The 16,923-nt window shown below is 45.5% G+C and carries 15 protein-coding genes; 10 read left to right on the top strand and 5 right to left on the bottom strand.

Annotation, left to right across the window (positions count from 1 at the left end; genetic code table 11):
- Positions 1-15: 15 nt before the first annotated feature.
- The 3 genes from VCHENC03_RS08395 to VCHENC03_RS08405 all read right to left on the bottom strand — a co-directional run bounded on the left by VCHENC03_RS08395 (position 16) and on the right by VCHENC03_RS08405 (position 3,674).
- Entirely contained in the window at positions 16-1,377 is a 1,362-nt protein-coding gene (locus VCHENC03_RS08395) for an L-serine ammonia-lyase (RefSeq protein ID WP_005438813.1), read from the bottom strand.
- 97 nt (positions 1,378-1,474) lie between these two features.
- A complete protein-coding gene (locus VCHENC03_RS08400; RefSeq protein WP_009706862.1) occupies positions 1,475-2,728 on the bottom strand; it encodes an aromatic amino acid transport family protein in 1,254 nt (417 codons plus the stop codon).
- Between the two features lie 346 nt (positions 2,729-3,074).
- The gene (locus VCHENC03_RS08405) at positions 3,075-3,674 is read right to left on the bottom strand and encodes a CoA pyrophosphatase (protein WP_009706861.1); all 600 of its coding nucleotides are present in this window, start codon (positions 3,672-3,674) and stop codon (positions 3,075-3,077) included.
- 124 nt (positions 3,675-3,798) lie between these two features.
- Here VCHENC03_RS08405 and VCHENC03_RS08410 point away from each other — a divergent pair, with 124 nt between their 5' ends.
- Positions 3,799-4,338, top strand: a complete 540-nt coding sequence (locus VCHENC03_RS08410) for a heme NO-binding domain-containing protein (RefSeq protein WP_009706860.1) — start codon at positions 3,799-3,801, stop codon at positions 4,336-4,338.
- Between the two features lie 6 nt (positions 4,339-4,344).
- On the top strand, positions 4,345-6,045 hold the full coding sequence (locus VCHENC03_RS08415; protein ID WP_009706859.1) for an ATP-binding protein: 1,701 nt from the start codon (positions 4,345-4,347) through the stop codon (positions 6,043-6,045).
- 115 nt (positions 6,046-6,160) lie between these two features.
- Here the strand turns inward: VCHENC03_RS08415 and pabB are convergent, their stop codons facing one another.
- Positions 6,161-7,531, bottom strand: a complete 1,371-nt coding sequence (pabB, locus tag VCHENC03_RS08420; protein WP_009706858.1) for an aminodeoxychorismate synthase component I — start codon at positions 7,529-7,531, stop codon at positions 6,161-6,163.
- 273 nt (positions 7,532-7,804) lie between these two features.
- Between pabB and VCHENC03_RS08425 the strand changes: the two genes are divergently transcribed.
- The 8 genes from VCHENC03_RS08425 (at position 7,805) to VCHENC03_RS08460 (ending at position 15,622) form a co-directional block, all read left to right on the top strand.
- A complete protein-coding gene (locus VCHENC03_RS08425) occupies positions 7,805-9,322 on the top strand; it encodes a fumarate hydratase (RefSeq protein WP_009706857.1) in 1,518 nt (505 codons plus the stop codon).
- Positions 9,323-9,496: 174 nt separating this feature from the next.
- On the top strand, positions 9,497-9,682 hold the full coding sequence (locus tag VCHENC03_RS08430) for a hypothetical protein (protein WP_009706856.1): 186 nt from the start codon (positions 9,497-9,499) through the stop codon (positions 9,680-9,682).
- A 156-nt stretch (positions 9,683-9,838) separates the two neighbouring features.
- Entirely contained in the window at positions 9,839-11,215 is a 1,377-nt protein-coding gene (locus VCHENC03_RS08435) for a YcjX family protein (RefSeq protein WP_009706855.1), read from the top strand.
- On the top strand, positions 11,212-12,252 hold the full coding sequence (locus tag VCHENC03_RS08440; protein WP_009706854.1) for a YcjF family protein: 1,041 nt from the start codon (positions 11,212-11,214) through the stop codon (positions 12,250-12,252). Before VCHENC03_RS08435 ends, VCHENC03_RS08440 begins: the two co-directional genes overlap by 4 nt.
- Positions 12,253-12,352: 100 nt before the next feature.
- Complete coding sequence (tyrR, locus tag VCHENC03_RS08445) at positions 12,353-13,897, top strand: transcriptional regulator TyrR (protein WP_009706853.1); 1,545 nt, start codon at positions 12,353-12,355, stop codon at positions 13,895-13,897.
- Between the two features lie 65 nt (positions 13,898-13,962).
- Complete coding sequence (gene rimJ, locus VCHENC03_RS08450) at positions 13,963-14,547, top strand: ribosomal protein S5-alanine N-acetyltransferase (RefSeq protein ID WP_009706852.1); 585 nt, start codon at positions 13,963-13,965, stop codon at positions 14,545-14,547.
- The gene (locus VCHENC03_RS08455) at positions 14,548-15,135 is read left to right on the top strand and encodes an HD domain-containing protein (protein WP_009706851.1); all 588 of its coding nucleotides are present in this window, start codon (positions 14,548-14,550) and stop codon (positions 15,133-15,135) included.
- A gap of 13 nt (positions 15,136-15,148) precedes the next feature.
- Entirely contained in the window at positions 15,149-15,622 is a 474-nt protein-coding gene (locus VCHENC03_RS08460; RefSeq protein WP_009706850.1) for a DUF2947 domain-containing protein, read from the top strand.
- A gap of 58 nt (positions 15,623-15,680) precedes the next feature.
- Here VCHENC03_RS08460 and VCHENC03_RS08465 read toward each other — a convergent pair whose 3' ends face one another.
- Entirely contained in the window at positions 15,681-16,643 is a 963-nt protein-coding gene (locus VCHENC03_RS08465; RefSeq protein ID WP_032802892.1) for an integron integrase, read from the bottom strand.
- Between the last annotated feature and the right edge of the window lie 280 nt (positions 16,644-16,923).

The following is a 16,923-nucleotide window of genomic DNA, read 5'->3' as shown; positions in this document are numbered from 1 at the left end:
TCAGAGAGGAGGGGATTAGCAAATCACTTTGATTGCTAGACCGCCTTGAGATGTCTCACGGTATTTCGCGTTCATGTCTTTACCTGTTTCTAGCATGGTTTCGATAACCTTATCTAGAGAAACAGTTGGAGCTGAAGAACGACGTAGTGCCATACGAGTCGAGTTGATCGCTTTTACTGCCGCGATACCGTTACGCTCGATACATGGAACCTGTACCTGACCTGCAACTGGGTCACATGTTAGACCTAGGTTGTGCTCCATTGCGATTTCTGCAGCCATACATACTTGCTCAGGGCTACCACCCATAAGCTCAGCAAGGCCAGCTGCCGCCATAGAACATGCCACGCCAACTTCACCCTGACAGCCAACCTCTGCACCAGAGATAGACGCGTTGCGCTTGTAAAGACCACCGATTGCGCCAGAAGCCGCAAAGTAACGGATGTAGTCTTTTTCAGTCACAGTTTGGATGAACTTATCGTAGTAAGCCAGTACCGCAGGGATGATGCCACACGCACCGTTCGTTGGTGCTGTAACAACGCGACCACCTGCTGCGTTCTCTTCGTTTACTGCGAAAGCGAACATGTTTACCCAATCAACAACCGACATTGGGTCGTTCGTTGTTTTTTCAGAAGTAAGCAGTTGCTGACGAAGTGCTGCTGCACGACGAGGCACGCGTAGTGGACCAGGCAGAATACCTTCTTCGTTCATACCGCGATCCATACACTCACGCATTGTGCGCCAGATGTTTGCGAAGTATGTACGAGTCTCTTCATCAGAGTGCAGAGAGTGTTCGTTCTTCATTACCAATGCGCTAATAGAAAGACCGCTTTCTTTACACTGGTGAACAAGCTCTTCTGCAGTTGTGTATTCGTAAGGAACCTTGATTGGGTTCTCTACTTCTTTACCGAAGTTCTCTTCATCAACGATGAAACCGCCGCCGATAGAGTAGTAAGTCTTTGAGTACACTTTTTCGTCTTCGATCCACGCGTGGATCTGCATGCCGTTTTCGTGAAGCTCAAGGTTAGTAGTATGGAAGTTCATACCACCATCTTTCGGGAACGATACTGTATGACAGTGCATGCCAACAGGTAGGCGCTCAGTTTCTTCTACGCGAGCGATAAAGCCCGGAATAGAGTCGATATCTACTTTCTCAGGGGAGTTGCCTGCAAGACCCATGATGATCGCGATATCCGTGTGGTGACCTTTCCCTGTCAGTGATAGTGAACCATAAACGTCAACGGTGATTTTAGTGATGTCGCGCAATTTTCCCATTGAGCGTAAATCATCAATAAATTCTTTACCCGCTTTCATTGGACCTACAGTGTGTGAGCTTGAAGGACCAACGCCGATCTTATAGATGTCAAAAACACTAATCATATCGATTACCTCAGAACAAAGCCTCCCAAGGGGAGTTGGGAGGCTTTTTATTATCGTTATATTCTTGAATTAATCACGCTTTTATAGAGAGCGGTGATTAAAGAGCGCCGTAGATTACAGAACTAATTGCTGCAAGACCACAGATTGCTGTGAAAATCTGTACAGGTGCTGAAGTTTTGTACTTCGCCATTGCTGGAACTTTGTTCATAGCGAATACAGGCATCAAGAATAGGATTGCAGCGATCATCGGTGCACCCATTGTTTCAATCATGCCTAGGATGCTTGGGTTAACGATAGCAACGATCCAAGTAGTTACAACGATGAAGATTAGTGATGCTTTTTCGATCTTGCTCTTAGGAGTTTCAGAGCGAGATTTGATTAGACCAACTAGACCTTCGTGCGCGCCTAAGAAGTGGCCGAAGTAGCTTGAAGTGATTGCTGCGAACGCCACTAGAGGACCCATGTAAGAGATAAGTGGAGACTCGTGAACGTTAGCTAGGTAAGACAGTACTGAGATGTTTTGTTCTTGCGCAGATGCTAGTTGCTCTGGAGAAAGAGAAAGTACTACAGAGAATACGAAGAACATTACAAAACCCATTAGCATCATCGCTGCACCGCCAGTGATCGCGTCAGTTTTCTTAACTGCGTCATCACCGTATACACGACGTTGTTCTTTAGAGAACTGAGAGATGATTGGGCTGTGGTTGAATGAGAATACGATGATTGGAATCGCTAGCCAAACGATTGAAGGCATTTCGCCCCAGTTTGGAGACACTTCCATCATTGATGTATTCCAGTCAGGAATTAGGTAGAAAGAAAGCGCTAGTAGGATGAATACTAGAGGGTAAACCATTGCTGATGTTGCTTTCAGCATTAGCTCTTTACCGAATACTACACCCGCAGTCATAGCAGCGATTAACGCGCCAGATAGTAGCCAGCGAGGGATAGACTCCATACCCATTTGGTTAACTAGGAAAGAGTCAACCGTGTTTGTGATACCAACACCGTAGATTAGTACGATTGGGTAGATAGCGAAGAAGTAAGCAAAAGTAATAAGGTTTGCGCCAGTTTTACCGAAGTGCTCTTCTACTGTGTCAGTGATATCAGCTTCAGGGTTTTTCGCAGAAAGTACGAAACGAGCTAGAGATTTGTGTGCGAACCAAGTCATTGGTGCCGCGATTAGAGCTAGGATAACTAATGGCCAGAAACCGCCAGCACCTGCTTTAATTGGAAGGAAAAGTACACCTGCACCTACTGCTGTACCAAATAGGGACAAACACCAGGTGAAGTCTTTGTAAGAAAACTTACTAGACGATTGTGCGGTTGAAGCCGCAGAAGTAGTTGTATTCATTTTTGAGTTACTCATTTTGGGAACAGGAAATAAGTCGGGGCCAATTTTGCAAGATTTTGCACTAGGAAAATTAGATCTAAATCATGTATTGCTCGAGCTTATTGAATGATATGTCAAAAACCTGCTTTTTATCACGAAAATGGCGTGCTACACGTGATTATTGCTAATGAGTGGAATTAGAAAAACTTATCTGAAGCGGTTGGTGTATAAATTTTTCTCACCGCAAGCGTTTGCCTTATAAAAATCAAATTAAACTAATGTGAATTGATGTTTGAAAAATAACTTTTTATTAATATAGATGCACATAATGTTTGGCTTGATGGGTGAGCTGCCATTGATAAAGCAGTTAGTTAGAAATGATGTGTTTTTGCATCGATTCGATAATTTGTGCTGTCATTCCCCAGATAAAATGACGCTGGTAGGGGATTGCAAACACGCGGTGACTTGTCTTTCTTAGGTTGAATCTTGTACTGTAAAGCTTCTCTGGGTTCAAAATATGGTTGGCTGGCACTTCAAAAACTTCCGCGACTTCATTTTGGTCAATGCGAGTTGTGTAGTCTGGAGAAACGAAGGCCAAAAATGGCGTCACATTAAACTGGCTAATAGTAGGTAGCTTAGGTAACTGACCAAAAACCTGTATATGCGTTTGGTGAATACCAATTTCTTCTTCTGCCTCTCTAAGAGCGGTATTGACCAAGGTGTGATCGTCATTCTCATATTTCCCTCCAGGGAAGCTGATCTGCCCCGGATGATGCCTCAGATGCTCGGCTCGCTTGGTCAAAATGACTTGAAGACCGTCTTCACGTTCGACAAATCCAATCAAGACAGCGGCATCTCGTAAGGTATTTTCTTTGAGGTGAGCTAAGCGCCCTAAAGACTCACGGTGATAGCCCGTCGGCATTTGTAGTTGGAAGTTCTGTAGCAGTGTTGATTTATCGATGACCAAAGCGAAATCCTTATCCCCAAGTTGAGTGTGCTTTTGATGGTGTTGTGCGCATATTAATTTGAAACTTATAGAGTTATACACCATTCTTTATTTTAAGACGTCACTATAAGGTTAGTTGAAGACGATGAAAGGGATAATTTTCACAGAGTTCATGGAGTTAGTGGAGGACAAATTTGGTCTGGAAGTGCTTGACCAAGTCTTGGACCTGTCTAACGATGAAGGCATTTACACCTCGGTAGGCAGTTATGACCATCGAGACCTTGTTAAGTTGATCGTTAACCTCAGCAAAGTATCTGACATTCCGCCAGAAAAGCTTCAAGAAGTGTTTGGTGAGTGCGTATTTCAAAATCTACTTAAGTCCATTCCAAATCATGCCAGTCTTCAACAGTGCACCACCACGTTCCAATTTGTGCGCCATGTAGAAGACTTTATTCATGTCGAAGTGAAAAAGCTTTACCCAGACGCCAATCCACCGCAATTTGATTTTATTAATGAAACAGAATCAGAAATGGTGTTTGATTATCGAAGCGCACGCTGTATGGCGCATGTTTGTGTCGGCCTGATACAAGGTTGTGCGAACCACTTCAATGAGAGTGTCGTTGTCAAACATCAAAACCAATCGGATGACGGAAGCCAAGTACGTTTTTGGCTGGAGGCTCAATAAGGCAATATGACGGGAAGTTCCTCACTAGAAAGGAAACTCAAACGAGAAGTCGCGTCACGAAAAGCGGCAGAAACACTGTTAGAGCAAAAGAGCTTAGAGCTGTATGAGTCCAATCAGCAACTGAGCGTCGCATTGAAAAAACTCGAGATGAAGTCTGAGAACGATTTACGTAAATTCGAGTTTGAAGAACAAATCGATGCAACGCTGATCAAGTTTGGACGAACGTTCCTTTCTAGCACCTTTGATGAGACCATGATTGCCAGTTTCTTGGAGCAACTGACATCAAACTCGGTGGTTTCCGGTGCCTACTTATCTCTGAGCCAAGCGCATCTCTCATCGTTGCGTCGCCATCAATTTGGCCATCTCGTGCTCGCTCATGAAAACGCGATACAAACCAAGCCTCATTGGATCGAGAATCGCCTCTATTTACCCATCATTATTGACTCAGCGATCTTGGGTGAGCTGATCTTTTCTGTCGCTCTTGATCAAGTCGATCAAGAGTTCACTTCCAAACAAATGGTGTTGGTTTCCGATCTAGTGCACGGCGTCATCAGCCGACATTTGAGCTTAGAGCGAGAGGTTGAGTTGCGTAAACGGGCAGAAGCGTCTGAGAAAGCAACCAAAGAATTTGTCGCGATGATCAACCACGAGCTTCGTACTCCGTTAAACGGCGTATTGGGCAGTGCAGAGTTGCTGAGCAAAACCGAACTGGGGGATGAACAGCAACAATACCTTGGTAACTTGATCCAATCCGGTGATTTACTCCGTGTCATCATTAATGACTTGCTCGATTTCAGTAAAATGAACGCGGGTATGATGGAAATCATCGATAAAGTTTTTGCTTGGAAAGATTTAGAGAACGCATTAACCGGTGTGTTTGCTGCGAAAGCGGCGGAAAAGCGCATTCATTTTTCGATCGACAAAAAGCTCGGCATTCCAGAATTTCTTGTGGGTGACTTCGAACGCATCACCCAGATTTTAGTGAACCTAATCGGTAACGCGATTAAGTTCACTCATCTCGGTGGCGTGGTTCTACGCGTCGAGTGGGTCGATGGCTATGCGCATTTCGAAGTGGAAGACACTGGTATTGGTATTCCGTTAGAAGCACAGAAAGCACTGTTTGACCCTTTTGTACAAGCTGACCGTTCCACGAAGCGAAGCTTTGAAGGCTCTGGTTTAGGTTTGGCAATCTGCAAGAACTTAGTCGATTTGATGGATGGTGAAATCAGTTTCGTCAGTGAGCCACGCAAAGGCACTACCTTTAAAGTCGTTGTACCGCTTAAGCAAGGCGAAGCGCAGGGAAGCGCTGCCGGTGACGTGTCTGTCGGTAAATATATCGAACTGGCAGGACGCTCGGTGTTGGTGGTAGACGACATTCGTATGAACCAAGTGATCGTCACGCAAATGCTCAAAAAGCTCGATATCAAACCAGATTTAAGAAACAACGGCCTAGAAGCGCTCGACGCGGTAAAAGAGAAAGATTACGAGTTAATATTTATGGATTGTCGTATGCCAGAAATGGACGGTTATGAAGCGACGGTACATTTGCGCGAAGACGGCTTCACTAAGCCAATCATAGCGCTGACTGCGGGAACAACTCTAGAAGAGAGACAAAAGTGCATTGAATCTGGCATGGATGACATTCTTACCAAGCCTTATACCGCTGCTGATATAGAACAAATCATGTGTAAGTGGCTCGACGAATGATGCGCAAGGCCCCTTGATTAACAAAACCCATTTATTAACAGAAAGCATTAATAAACAAAAACGGCTCTGTCATTACTGCAGAGCCGTATTTCTGAGTACTTAAAAGCGCTGTAAGTTACTTCAGCGCTGGTAAAATCTTAGATAGCTTATCTAGTGTCTCTTGATATTCTGCTGCGCAATCACTGTCTGCCACGACGCCGCCGCCAGCCCAAGCGTAGAGCTTGTTATCTTCTGCAACCAGAGTACGAATCGTGATGCTGGTATCCATACGACCATGACGCGAGATATAACCGATACTGCCACAATAAGCGCTGCGACGGTGCGGTTCTAATTCTTCGATGATTTGCATTGCACGTACCTTTGGCGCACCAGTAATTGAACCACCAGGGAAGCAAGCTCGAAGCAGATCGGCTGCGCTGTATTGCGTATCCAAATCGGCGCGGATTGTACTGACTAAGTGGTGTACCGCAGGGAAGCTTTCAATATCAAATAACTTTGGCACATGAACGCTGCCCGGTGACGCGACACGGCCAATGTCATTACGCAGCAAGTCGACGATCATTAGGTTTTCGGCCTGATCTTTTTCTGCCGTCTGCAAGTCATGGGCGTTGGCTTGGTCAAGCTCAGCATTTTGGCTACGTGGACGTGTGCCTTTGATTGGCTTGGTTTCAATGACGTTATCTTTCAGTTCCAAAAAGCGCTCTGGTGACACGCTTATGATTGCTGAATTAGGCATACGAATAAACGCAGAGAAGGGGGCTTGGTTAGCCGCTTCTAGTTTTGTGTAAGCTTGCCACTCGCTTCCTTTATAAGGGGCGTTAAAACGTTGGGCTAAGTTTATTTGGTAACAGTCACCACTCAACAAATATTCTTGAACACGGTCAAAACGTGAAGCGTAAGACGTTTGCGTCATGTTCGATTGCCAATCGCCAATCAGCTTAAAGTCTTCAACATCAGCTGGAGATTGTGAATTTAGCCATTGCCACGCTTGCTCAATGTTTTGGCCTACCAGACAAGCTTTTTTTAGTTTGTGGTCTACCACCAATGCCCATTCATACAACCCAACAGCCATATCTGGCGTTTGAAGGTCTTTAGTTGCAAGTTCTGGCATAGATTCTACACGGCGACCTAGGTCGTAACTGAAATAACCCAGCGCACCGCCGACAAACGGTAGATCCCAATCTGCGCCCAACTCAAGGTTTGGCAAAAGCTGTTGTTGAAGCTCGTCTAACAGCGAGAACGGGTCATCTTGAGAGACGAATTCTTGCGTGTCTGTTTTGATTTGCGTTTCGCCAGCGACGGTCTCTAGCGTTGTGATTGGATTGGCGACCAATACATCAAATCGGCTGTCGATGTGCGTCTCAGAAGCGGAGCGTAAAAGCATCGCCCAAGGCTGCTGTTCGATACGAGAAAATAGGGAAATAGCGAGGTCGTTGGCGTAATCCAATGCCTTAAAATCAAGCAATTGCGTATCCATGTTGTTCATTTGTTTAAATTGTGACAAAGAGTTCGTTCACTGCATGGCATGTCATGGGCAGCAAGAGTATCATATTCATCTGTATAGCCAAACTACCTCTATACAAAGGCTTTGAGGTGGTTTTACTATATGAGAAGGCGACTTCAATAACTCGTGTGTCGATATCAGCCGTTCGACAATTGTTTACATAAAACGAAGCTCATTTAAGGGCAATAAGCTCAACAAACACGACAGAAGCCAAGCCAATAATGGAAGCAAAGCATAACAATAATGAGGCATGCAATGACGGTAATACGCACGCAGGATGTCATCAGCAGTGTTGCTGATGCGCTACAGTATATTTCTTACTACCACCCGCTAGACTTTGTTCAAGCCCTTGAAAAAGCCTACCACCGTGAAGAGAGCCAAGCAGCGAAAGATGCTATCGCTCAGATCCTAATTAACTCCCGTATGTCGGCAGAAGGCCATCGACCGATTTGTCAGGACACAGGCATAGTGACTTGTTTCGTGAACATCGGTATGGGCGTTCAATGGGATTCGACCGACATGACGGTTCAACAAATGGTGGATGAAGGCGTTCGACAGGCTTACACGAATCCGGATAACCCATTGCGTGCCTCGGTTCTGATGGACCCTGCGGGCAAGCGAATCAATACTAAAGACAACACGCCAGCGGTCGTACACATCAATATGGTGCCAGGCGATAAAGTCGAAATCCAAATCGCAGCAAAAGGCGGCGGCTCTGAAAACAAAACCAAGATGGTGATGCTAAACCCATCTGATGACATTGCAGAGTGGGTAGAGAAAACCCTACCAGCAATGGGTGCTGGTTGGTGTCCACCGGGCATGCTTGGCATTGGTATTGGCGGTACTGCTGAAAAAGCTGCGGTACTGGCCAAAGAATCTCTGATGGGGCACGTTGATATTCAAGACTTGATTGATCGTGGCCCTCAAAACGCAGAAGAAGAGCTTCGTCTTGATATCTTCAATCGTGTGAACAAGCTTGGTATTGGTGCGCAAGGCCTAGGCGGTTTAACAACGGTTGTTGACGTGAAGATCAAAACTGCGCCAACACATGCTGCTTCTAAGCCAGTGTGTTTGATTCCGAACTGTGCGGCAACGCGCCACGTTCACTTCACACTTGATGGGAATGGTCCAGCAGAGCTAACACCACCGAAGCTAGAAGATTGGCCAGATATCACTTGGGAAGCGGGCGAGAACACACGTCGCGTGAACCTAGATACCGTGACCAAAGAAGAAGTTCAAGAGTGGAAAACCGGTGAAACGGTTCTGCTGTCGGGCAAAATTCTAACGGGTCGTGATGCGGCACATAAACGCATTCAAGGCATGCTAGAAGCGGGTGAAGGTTTACCTGCTGGCGTTGATTTCAAGGGTAAGTTCATTTATTACGTTGGCCCGGTTGATGCCGTCGGTGATGAGGCAGTAGGTCCTGCAGGTCCAACAACTTCAACACGTATGGATAAGTTCACAGACATGATGTTAGAAGAAACTGGCATTATGGGCATGATCGGTAAAGCAGAGCGCGGTCCTGCAACGGTTGAATCCATCAAGAACCACAAAGCGGTTTACTTAATGGCAGTTGGCGGCGCGGCGTACCTCGTTGCTAAAGCGATTAAGAAAGCCCGCGTGGTGGCATTCGAAGACCTAGGCATGGAAGCGATTTACGAGTTTGAAGTCGAAGATATGCCAGTAACGGTGGCTGTGGATTCAAATGGCGCGAATGCTCACCAAATTGGTCCTGATACTTGGAAAGTGAAAATCCAAGAGATGGAAGCGTAATCGACTTGGTCATCATTCGAACGTCTCAATTGAGAGAATGTGACAAAGTGCTGATTTACCTAGCAAACATTTGACAAAAGTGCAGCGAAAGCTGCACTTTTTGTCTATATAATCAAATATAAACTTATAGGCATAGCAAATCTCACTGTTATGCTGACATGATTAGGAGACGGCATGCCTCGTTTTATTCAAATTCTACAAATAGTTCTTGCTGTTGTGATCGGTAGCTTTGTTGGCTACGACTTGATTCTTCACGGCATCAGTATCTTCGATGAAAAATACGTCACCATCACTTGTGTGTTATGGCTGATTCTGGAAGTTTGCCTATTCGTTATCTACAAGTTGATTGAAGACGATTAGACTTCACGTAAAGACATTAAGATCGCTAAGCCTCTGAAATTCTCAGGGGCTTTTTCGTTTTTGGAAATAGGTTTTGCAGTGAATACTTTGTTCATCTTTGATTAAGGTTGGTAAAATTACACTGCGTAGCAAGAATTGATGAGATAAATAAAAACGATGAAAACAATAACACAAGAAGTGAATGACTTTATTAGCCGTGGTATGGACTCTAATGTCCGTATCGCCGTAACGGGGTTGTCGCGTGCGGGTAAAACCGCGTTTATTACTTCTCTGGTTAATCAATTACTGCATACCGCGACTCACGACAATTTGCCGTTGCTTAATGCGGCGCGCGACAAACGTTTAATTGGTGCTAAACGTGAGCCTCAATCCAATATGATGGTTCCACGTTTTGCTTACGATGATGCGATGAACCAAATTCATGCGACGCCACCACAATGGCCAGTGCCGACCCGTGACGTGAGCGAGATACGACTGGCTCTGAAATACAAGCCAAACAAAACCACCAAAAAGCTGCTGAGTAAAACTGCCGTGCTGAATGTCGATATCATCGACTATCCGGGGGAGTGGCTATTGGATTTGCCTTTGCTCGATATGGATTTCGCGACGTGGTCACAAACCCAATTTGAGGCGTTAAAGGGGCTGCGTAGCGAGCTTGCTGCCGACTGGCTGGCAGAGCTAGAAACGCTGGATTTAGCTGCGGAATTGAATGAAAAGCAGCTAGAAAAAGTCGCTAAAACTTACACCGACTATTTGCATGCTTGCAAAGACAGCGGTTTACATTGGGTTCAGCCGGGTCGCTTCGTCTTGCCGGGTGAACTAGAAGGGGCGCCAGTATTACAGTTCTTCCCATGTCGATTTGATGCCGATGTGAAACCAGTTAAGGGCAGCAACTTGGCAATGCTAGAAGCCCGTTATCACGAGTATCAGCAGAAGGTGGTTAAGGCGTTCTACAAGCATCACTTTGCTACGTTTGACCGCCAAATCGTGTTGGTAGATTGCTTACAACCGCTAAATGCTGGTGATGAAGCCTTTTACGATATGCGCCAAGCGCTTGAACAGATCATGCACAGCTTTCGATATGGCCGAAGCAGTTTCTTGCGTCGCTTGTTCTCGCCAAAGATCGACAGAGTATTATTTGCTGCGACAAAAGCCGATCACGTGACGCCAGATCAACATCCGCATTTGGTCTCTCTGCTGCAACAGATGGTGCATCCTGCGTGGCAGACTGCTGCGTACGAGAACATAGAAATGAGCTGTATGAGTATCGCTTCGATTCAAGCGACGACTTCAGGTTTCATTGCTTCGGGAGATAAGACCGTGCCAGCTTTGCAAGGTACAACGCTTGATGGGGAGTCGATGACGATGTTCCCTGGTGAAGTACCGAAGAAGTTACCTAACGCAGCTTATTGGCAAAACAGTGGCTTTGATTTTACTTCTTTCCGACCAATGCCTTCAGAAAGCGACGAGCCGATGAAACATATTCGCCTCGATAAAGCATTGGAATACCTATTGGGAGACAAATTGAAATGAGCGAATTAAAACAAAAACAAGTCTTCTCAGAAAAAACGATGCACAGCGATGAAGAGAGTGTTTCCCCTGAATTGACGGCTCAAAAGACGTTTTCAGAAAAAGAAACCTTTGTACCTGTCGCGATTGAAGAGCAACAGGAAGAAACCGAACAAGAGTTGCAGCTCGAACAGGTCATCCGTCCGAAATCGGGTCGAAAATGGCTGACAACGGGTCTCTTTGCCACCTTTGCCGGTTTAGTTGGTTGGCAGGCGGTCGATTCTGTCGTTACCGCAGTACAAACTTCCGATTGGTTGGCGCTAGGCTGGGCTGGCTTTATCGCCACTATTGCCTCTTTTGGTTTGGGCGCATTAGGCAAGGAGTTATGGAAGCTGCGCAAACTTCGTAACCACTTTAGTGTGCAAGAAGAAAGTGAAGCGCTTATCGATAGCCAAAGCGTCGGCAAGGGCAAAGCATTCTGTGAAAAGGTTGCAGAACAAAGTGGAGTGCTGGCGGAGAATCCTGGCTTTGATCGTTGGAAGAACAGTGTGAACCCTGCTCATAGCGATGCAGAAATCCTTGAGATGTACGATTCTATGGTTGTTAGTCAGCAAGACAAACTTGCAACCAAAATTGTTTCTCAGCACGCTACTGAGTCCGCCGCTTTGGTGGCAGTCAGCCCCCTAGCAGCTGCTGATATGTTGCTGGTGGCATGGCGTAACTTCAAAATGATCGACAACCTTTCTAAGGTGTATGGCGTGGAATTAGGTTACGCTTCTCGCATCAAGCTATTGCGCGCTGTGTTCGTGAATATGGCAGCAGCGGGTGCGAGTGAACTTGCTATTGATGCCAGCATGGATTTGATGTCGATGGATCTCGCCGGAAAAATCTCCGCGCGAGCAGGGCAGGGGTTAGGTGTGGGCATTTTGACTGCGCGTCTCGGTCTAAAGTCCATGGCACTACTTCGTCCTTTACCTTGGTATCCAGAACGCCAAGTGAAACTCGGTGCCATTCGTAAAGAGGTAGTGGCGAAAGTTGCATCAATTACGATGAAACCGTAACCAATATCACCTTTGACGGTGAGGATTGCTTGACGCCATTCCAAGCTTGGTAGAAACTACTGTCAACTTTTCCTGACAGTTGTGAATTGGGATATTTTCAGTGCGTCTTGAAGTCTTTTGTGAAGATAGACTCGGTCTTACCCGAGAACTGCTCGATATTTTAGCGTCTAAAAGCATCGACCTACGTGGTATCGAAATTGATATCAGCGGCATCATCTACCTAAACTGCCCAGATATTGATTTTGATACCTTTAGTGAATTGATGGCCGAGATCCGCCGTATTCCGGGGGTCAAAGACGTACGTAAAATCCAATTTATGCCAATGGAGCGCCATAACACAGAGCTGCTTTCATTGGTGGATAACTTACCTGACCCAGTGTTTGCTATCGACCTCAAAGGCGCTGTCGATATGGCGAACATGTCCGCACTTTCTCTTCTTGGTCAGCACAAACAAGATGTTATCGGCACGCAAATTGGCATGTTATTGCCGAGTGTTCGTTTTAACCGCTGGTCCGAAGGCGTGAACGCTCGCACTCGCGAAAGCCTAGTGATCGATGGCTTGGATTACATTCTTGAATTGATGCCGGTCTACATCAAAGACGAGGCGCAAAACTCAACACTTGCTAGTACCTTGATGACGATTCGTTCGAGCCAACACGGTGCGCAAATCGAAGAAATACTCCCTCTTCATAATCAACTTGGCTTTGAGCATTTTGTTGGCTTATCAAATCGCCATAAAGCGCTAATGAACCAAGCGAAGAAGCTATCTGTTCTCGATCAACCTCTATTGATTGAAGGTGAAACGGGAACAGGTAAAGAGATGCTGGCGAAAGCATGTCATAGTCGCTCTGGCCGAGCGAGCAAACCTTTCCTTGTTTTAAGCTGTGCATCCATGCCTGATGATGTGGCCGAAACCGAGTTGTTTGGTCATGCGCCGGGTTCGTTTAATCACGAACAAGGTCACAAAGGTATCTTCGAACAAGCAAACGGCGGTACCGTCTTTCTTGATGAAATCGGTGAGATGAGCTCGCATCTGCAAATCAAACTGCTGCGCTTCTTACAGGATGGTAACTTCCGTCGAGTAGGTGCTGAAGATGAAATGCACGTTGATGTCCGCATTATTGCCTCTACCAAGCACAACCTTGCAGAACTTGCTGAGGCTGGCAAGTTCCGTGAAGATTTGTATTATCGCCTTAATGTTCTGACCTTAAATATTCCGCCTCTGCGTAAGCGCTCGAACGATGTAGCGCCGTTGCTGGACTTGTTCGTAACGAAACACGCTCAGCAACTTGGCATCGACAAGCCTGAACTGGATGAAGAACTGGTGGATGCATTAGCGAACTACCAATGGCCGGGTAACATGCGTCAATTGGACAATATGGTTCTGCGCGCACTGACTGAGATGGATGGACATATCCTCAAGGCTGAAAACTTCAACTTGCCTCAGCCACAAGCTATGGGTGGTGGCAGCGCGACATTGAACCTTGACGGCTCGCTTGATGAGATCATGCGTGATTACGAATCTCAGATTTTAGAGCGTTTGTATCAATCATTCCCATCGAGTCGTAAGCTTGCTAAGCGTTTGAATGTTTCTCATACCTCTATCGCAAACAAACTGCGTGATTATGGTATTCGTAAAGTCTAGAGTCGCGGTAAATACTGGGCTATCTGTAAAATGACCCCGAAATTAAATGGACGTTGTTATTCATAATGGAAGATAAAAGTTCTTCAATCGCCGTTCACAAGTTGGACGGCGACTTGCTTCTCCGTACTGCAGAAATTGGCGATGCCGATATGATTGCAGAATATTTTCAAAGCAATCGCGACTACTTAAAGCCCTTCGAACCGAAGCGCGAAGAAGCGTTTTTCTCGGTAAATGGTTGGCTTCAAAAGCTGATCAAATTGAATGAATTACATCGCATGGGACTGGGATACTATTGTCTGCTTGTTCATGCCGAATCTGGTAAAATGCTTGGCACGCTCTCTTTTAGCAACCTGACTCGTTTTCCATTCTATGCCTGCAACGTGGGTTACTCCCTTGCAGAAGACGCGCAAGGATATGGCTATATGCGCCGCGCGTTAAAAATGGCCTGTGATTACATGTTTGAAGTGCAAAAGATACACCGCATTCAAGCAGGTTATATGCCGCATAACAAGCGCAGTGAAGCGGTGTTGCAGCATGTTGGGTTTGAGAGAGAAGGCTACGCTAAAGATTATTTGTTGATTAACGGTGAATGGCAAGATCATGTGCTTACATCGTTAACTAACCCAAACTGGAAAGCTGAGGCTCGATAAATGGAAAGATTGGAAAAGCAGTTAGCACTTCTCATTGAATTGGATCAACTAAAGAGTGTGCTTCGTCGTACTCGGGTAAAAAGTGCCGACCGACGCTTAGAGAATAGCGGTGAGCACAGTTGGCACGTTGCGTTGATGGCGGTATTGATGCAAGAACATGCCAATACGCCAATCGATATTGCTCGAGTGATGAAAATGCTGCTTATCCATGACGTCGTAGAGATCGACGCGGGCGATACCTTTGTTTATGATGTCGCTGCTTCAAAAGAACAAGAAGAGAAAGAACTGAAAGCGGCAGAGCGTCTGTTTGGTATGTTGCCAAGCGATCAGGGTGATGAGTTGTTTTCCCTGTGGAAAGAATTTGAAGCAGCCCAAAGTGATGATGCGAAATACGCCAAAGCGTTAGATCGCCTTATCCCGATGCTACTCAACTACCACAATGATGGTCAAAGTTGGAAAGAACATGGTGTAACACGAGAGCAAGCGTTAACCATTAATAAAAGAATTGAATTTGGTTCTGTCACCCTATGGGACAAGGCCAAAGAGCTGATTGAAGAAGCCACCGAGAAAGGTTGGTTGAAGTCGTAAGAAAGGAGACTGAATGTCTTATTTGCCTTTGGATGAATACCAAAGAAAATGGATTTTTACTCACCAGTCAATGCCAGTGCCTGAAGAGGACCTCGAGTTTATCAAGCCGATGAGTCAAGCTCGCGCCGCGCAGTTCTGGAAAGAGAACATTAGTGCACAAAGTCCTGATATGGATCGTTTGAGCTCGTCCGATTGGCCAATGAAAGAGTCTAATTGGTCAGAAGAAGTCGACTGGATGGCAGCTTGGGAAGCCGATGAACCCGAGTTACCAGAAGAAATTGCGACGTTTATTGATTGGCAAGATGACGTCACGGTGTACTTCTGTTATGAGAAATACAACGTAATCGAGACGAAGTGGTCAACGTTCAAAAAATATTGGAAGAACTTTCTGTTCTATGATGATGGCCCGATCCTGCTCGGTCGCCGTCGCGCTCAAGCACTTTGGTTTGATTCCAAAGGCAACGTCAAATTGGGCGAGCGTCACTAAACCAATTAAATGTGAAAGCCACCGGAGTACTTACTGTCACTCGGTGGCTTTTTCTTTTTCATAAGCTAGATAACGGGCTCAAGACGCCTCCTGCACCGCGCTCGATGACGTGCGTGTAGATCTGAGTCGTTTTCACATCAGTATGTCCTAGCTGTTCCTGAACGGTTCTAATATCAGCGCCAGATTCTAAAAGATGAGTCGCGAAACTGTGTCTCAGGGTATGGCAAGTCACTGATTTTTCGATTCCTGCATCTTTTGTCGCTCGTTTAACAGCTCTTTGTATTGCGCTCTCATTGATATGGTGTCGTCGAAACTCTCCGGTATCGTCATCAACGCTTAATTTGGTTGATGGGAAGAGAAAGTGCCAATTAAAATCCAATTCTGCGCCGGGATACTTCCTGCGTAACCCATCAGAGATATAAACACCAGCATAACCGCCCATGTGACGGTCTTTCTGATAATAATCTCTCGCTAAACTGGCTTGTGCTTTTAGTGGTTCATGTAACTCTTTGGCTAATGTGACCGTTCTATTTTTACCGCCTTTTCCTTGCCATACTCTGAGCGCACCATAGTCGTAATCAATATCTTGGATCCTTAATCGTAAGCACTCCATGATTCGCAAGCCAGAACCATACAAAAGCTGGATGTGGAGTTTGTATTTCGGGTCAATATGTTGAACAAATCGGCGTACTTCGTCTCTTGTTAGCACAACAGGTAGCTTTTTCTCAGTGAGTGATTTTTGAAACCTCATATTCAATGAAAGTGGCATCTGGAAATACTCTCGATACAAAAAAGATATGGCGTTTAACGCAAGTGCCTGTGTTTTGACTGCCACTTTTTCATCAATAGCGAGATGACTAAGAAAGCGTTCGACATCGTCTTCAGAAAGCTTTGAAGGGTGGACAAGCTGGTGGAAGATGATGTAACGCTTTATCCAAAACAAGTAGGTTTCAATGGTTTTCTTCGCATAGTGACGCGAGATCATATGCTCTTTAACACTAAGTAAAAACTGACTTTTCATAGTTATAATTTGACTGGTTGTTTATACAGTTTTATTAACTTAGCCCCTTATGGACAATTAGGCGCCAATACGCCGTCTAATTGCGTGTGTGAGCACACAGATTCATACTGATTTTCTATTTGTTTCATAAAGATAAGTGCTAGCATGCATACTTTCTTTTGTAGTGAAAGAAGGCGGTAGCGTGCCTGAAGAGTGGCTGAAGGCCGTATAGAAAGCGTTATAACTCAAGGGGAAATTGTGAAACTGAAGAATATCAAAGGTGTGGCAAAGAACTTTACAC

It is taken from the genome of Vibrio sp. HENC-03, assembly GCF_000305755.2.
Lineage (GTDB): Bacteria > Pseudomonadota > Gammaproteobacteria > Enterobacterales > Vibrionaceae > Vibrio > Vibrio owensii.
The sequence above is the reverse complement of the archived record's forward strand: the minus strand, read 5'-3'. Positions and strand labels throughout refer to the sequence as shown.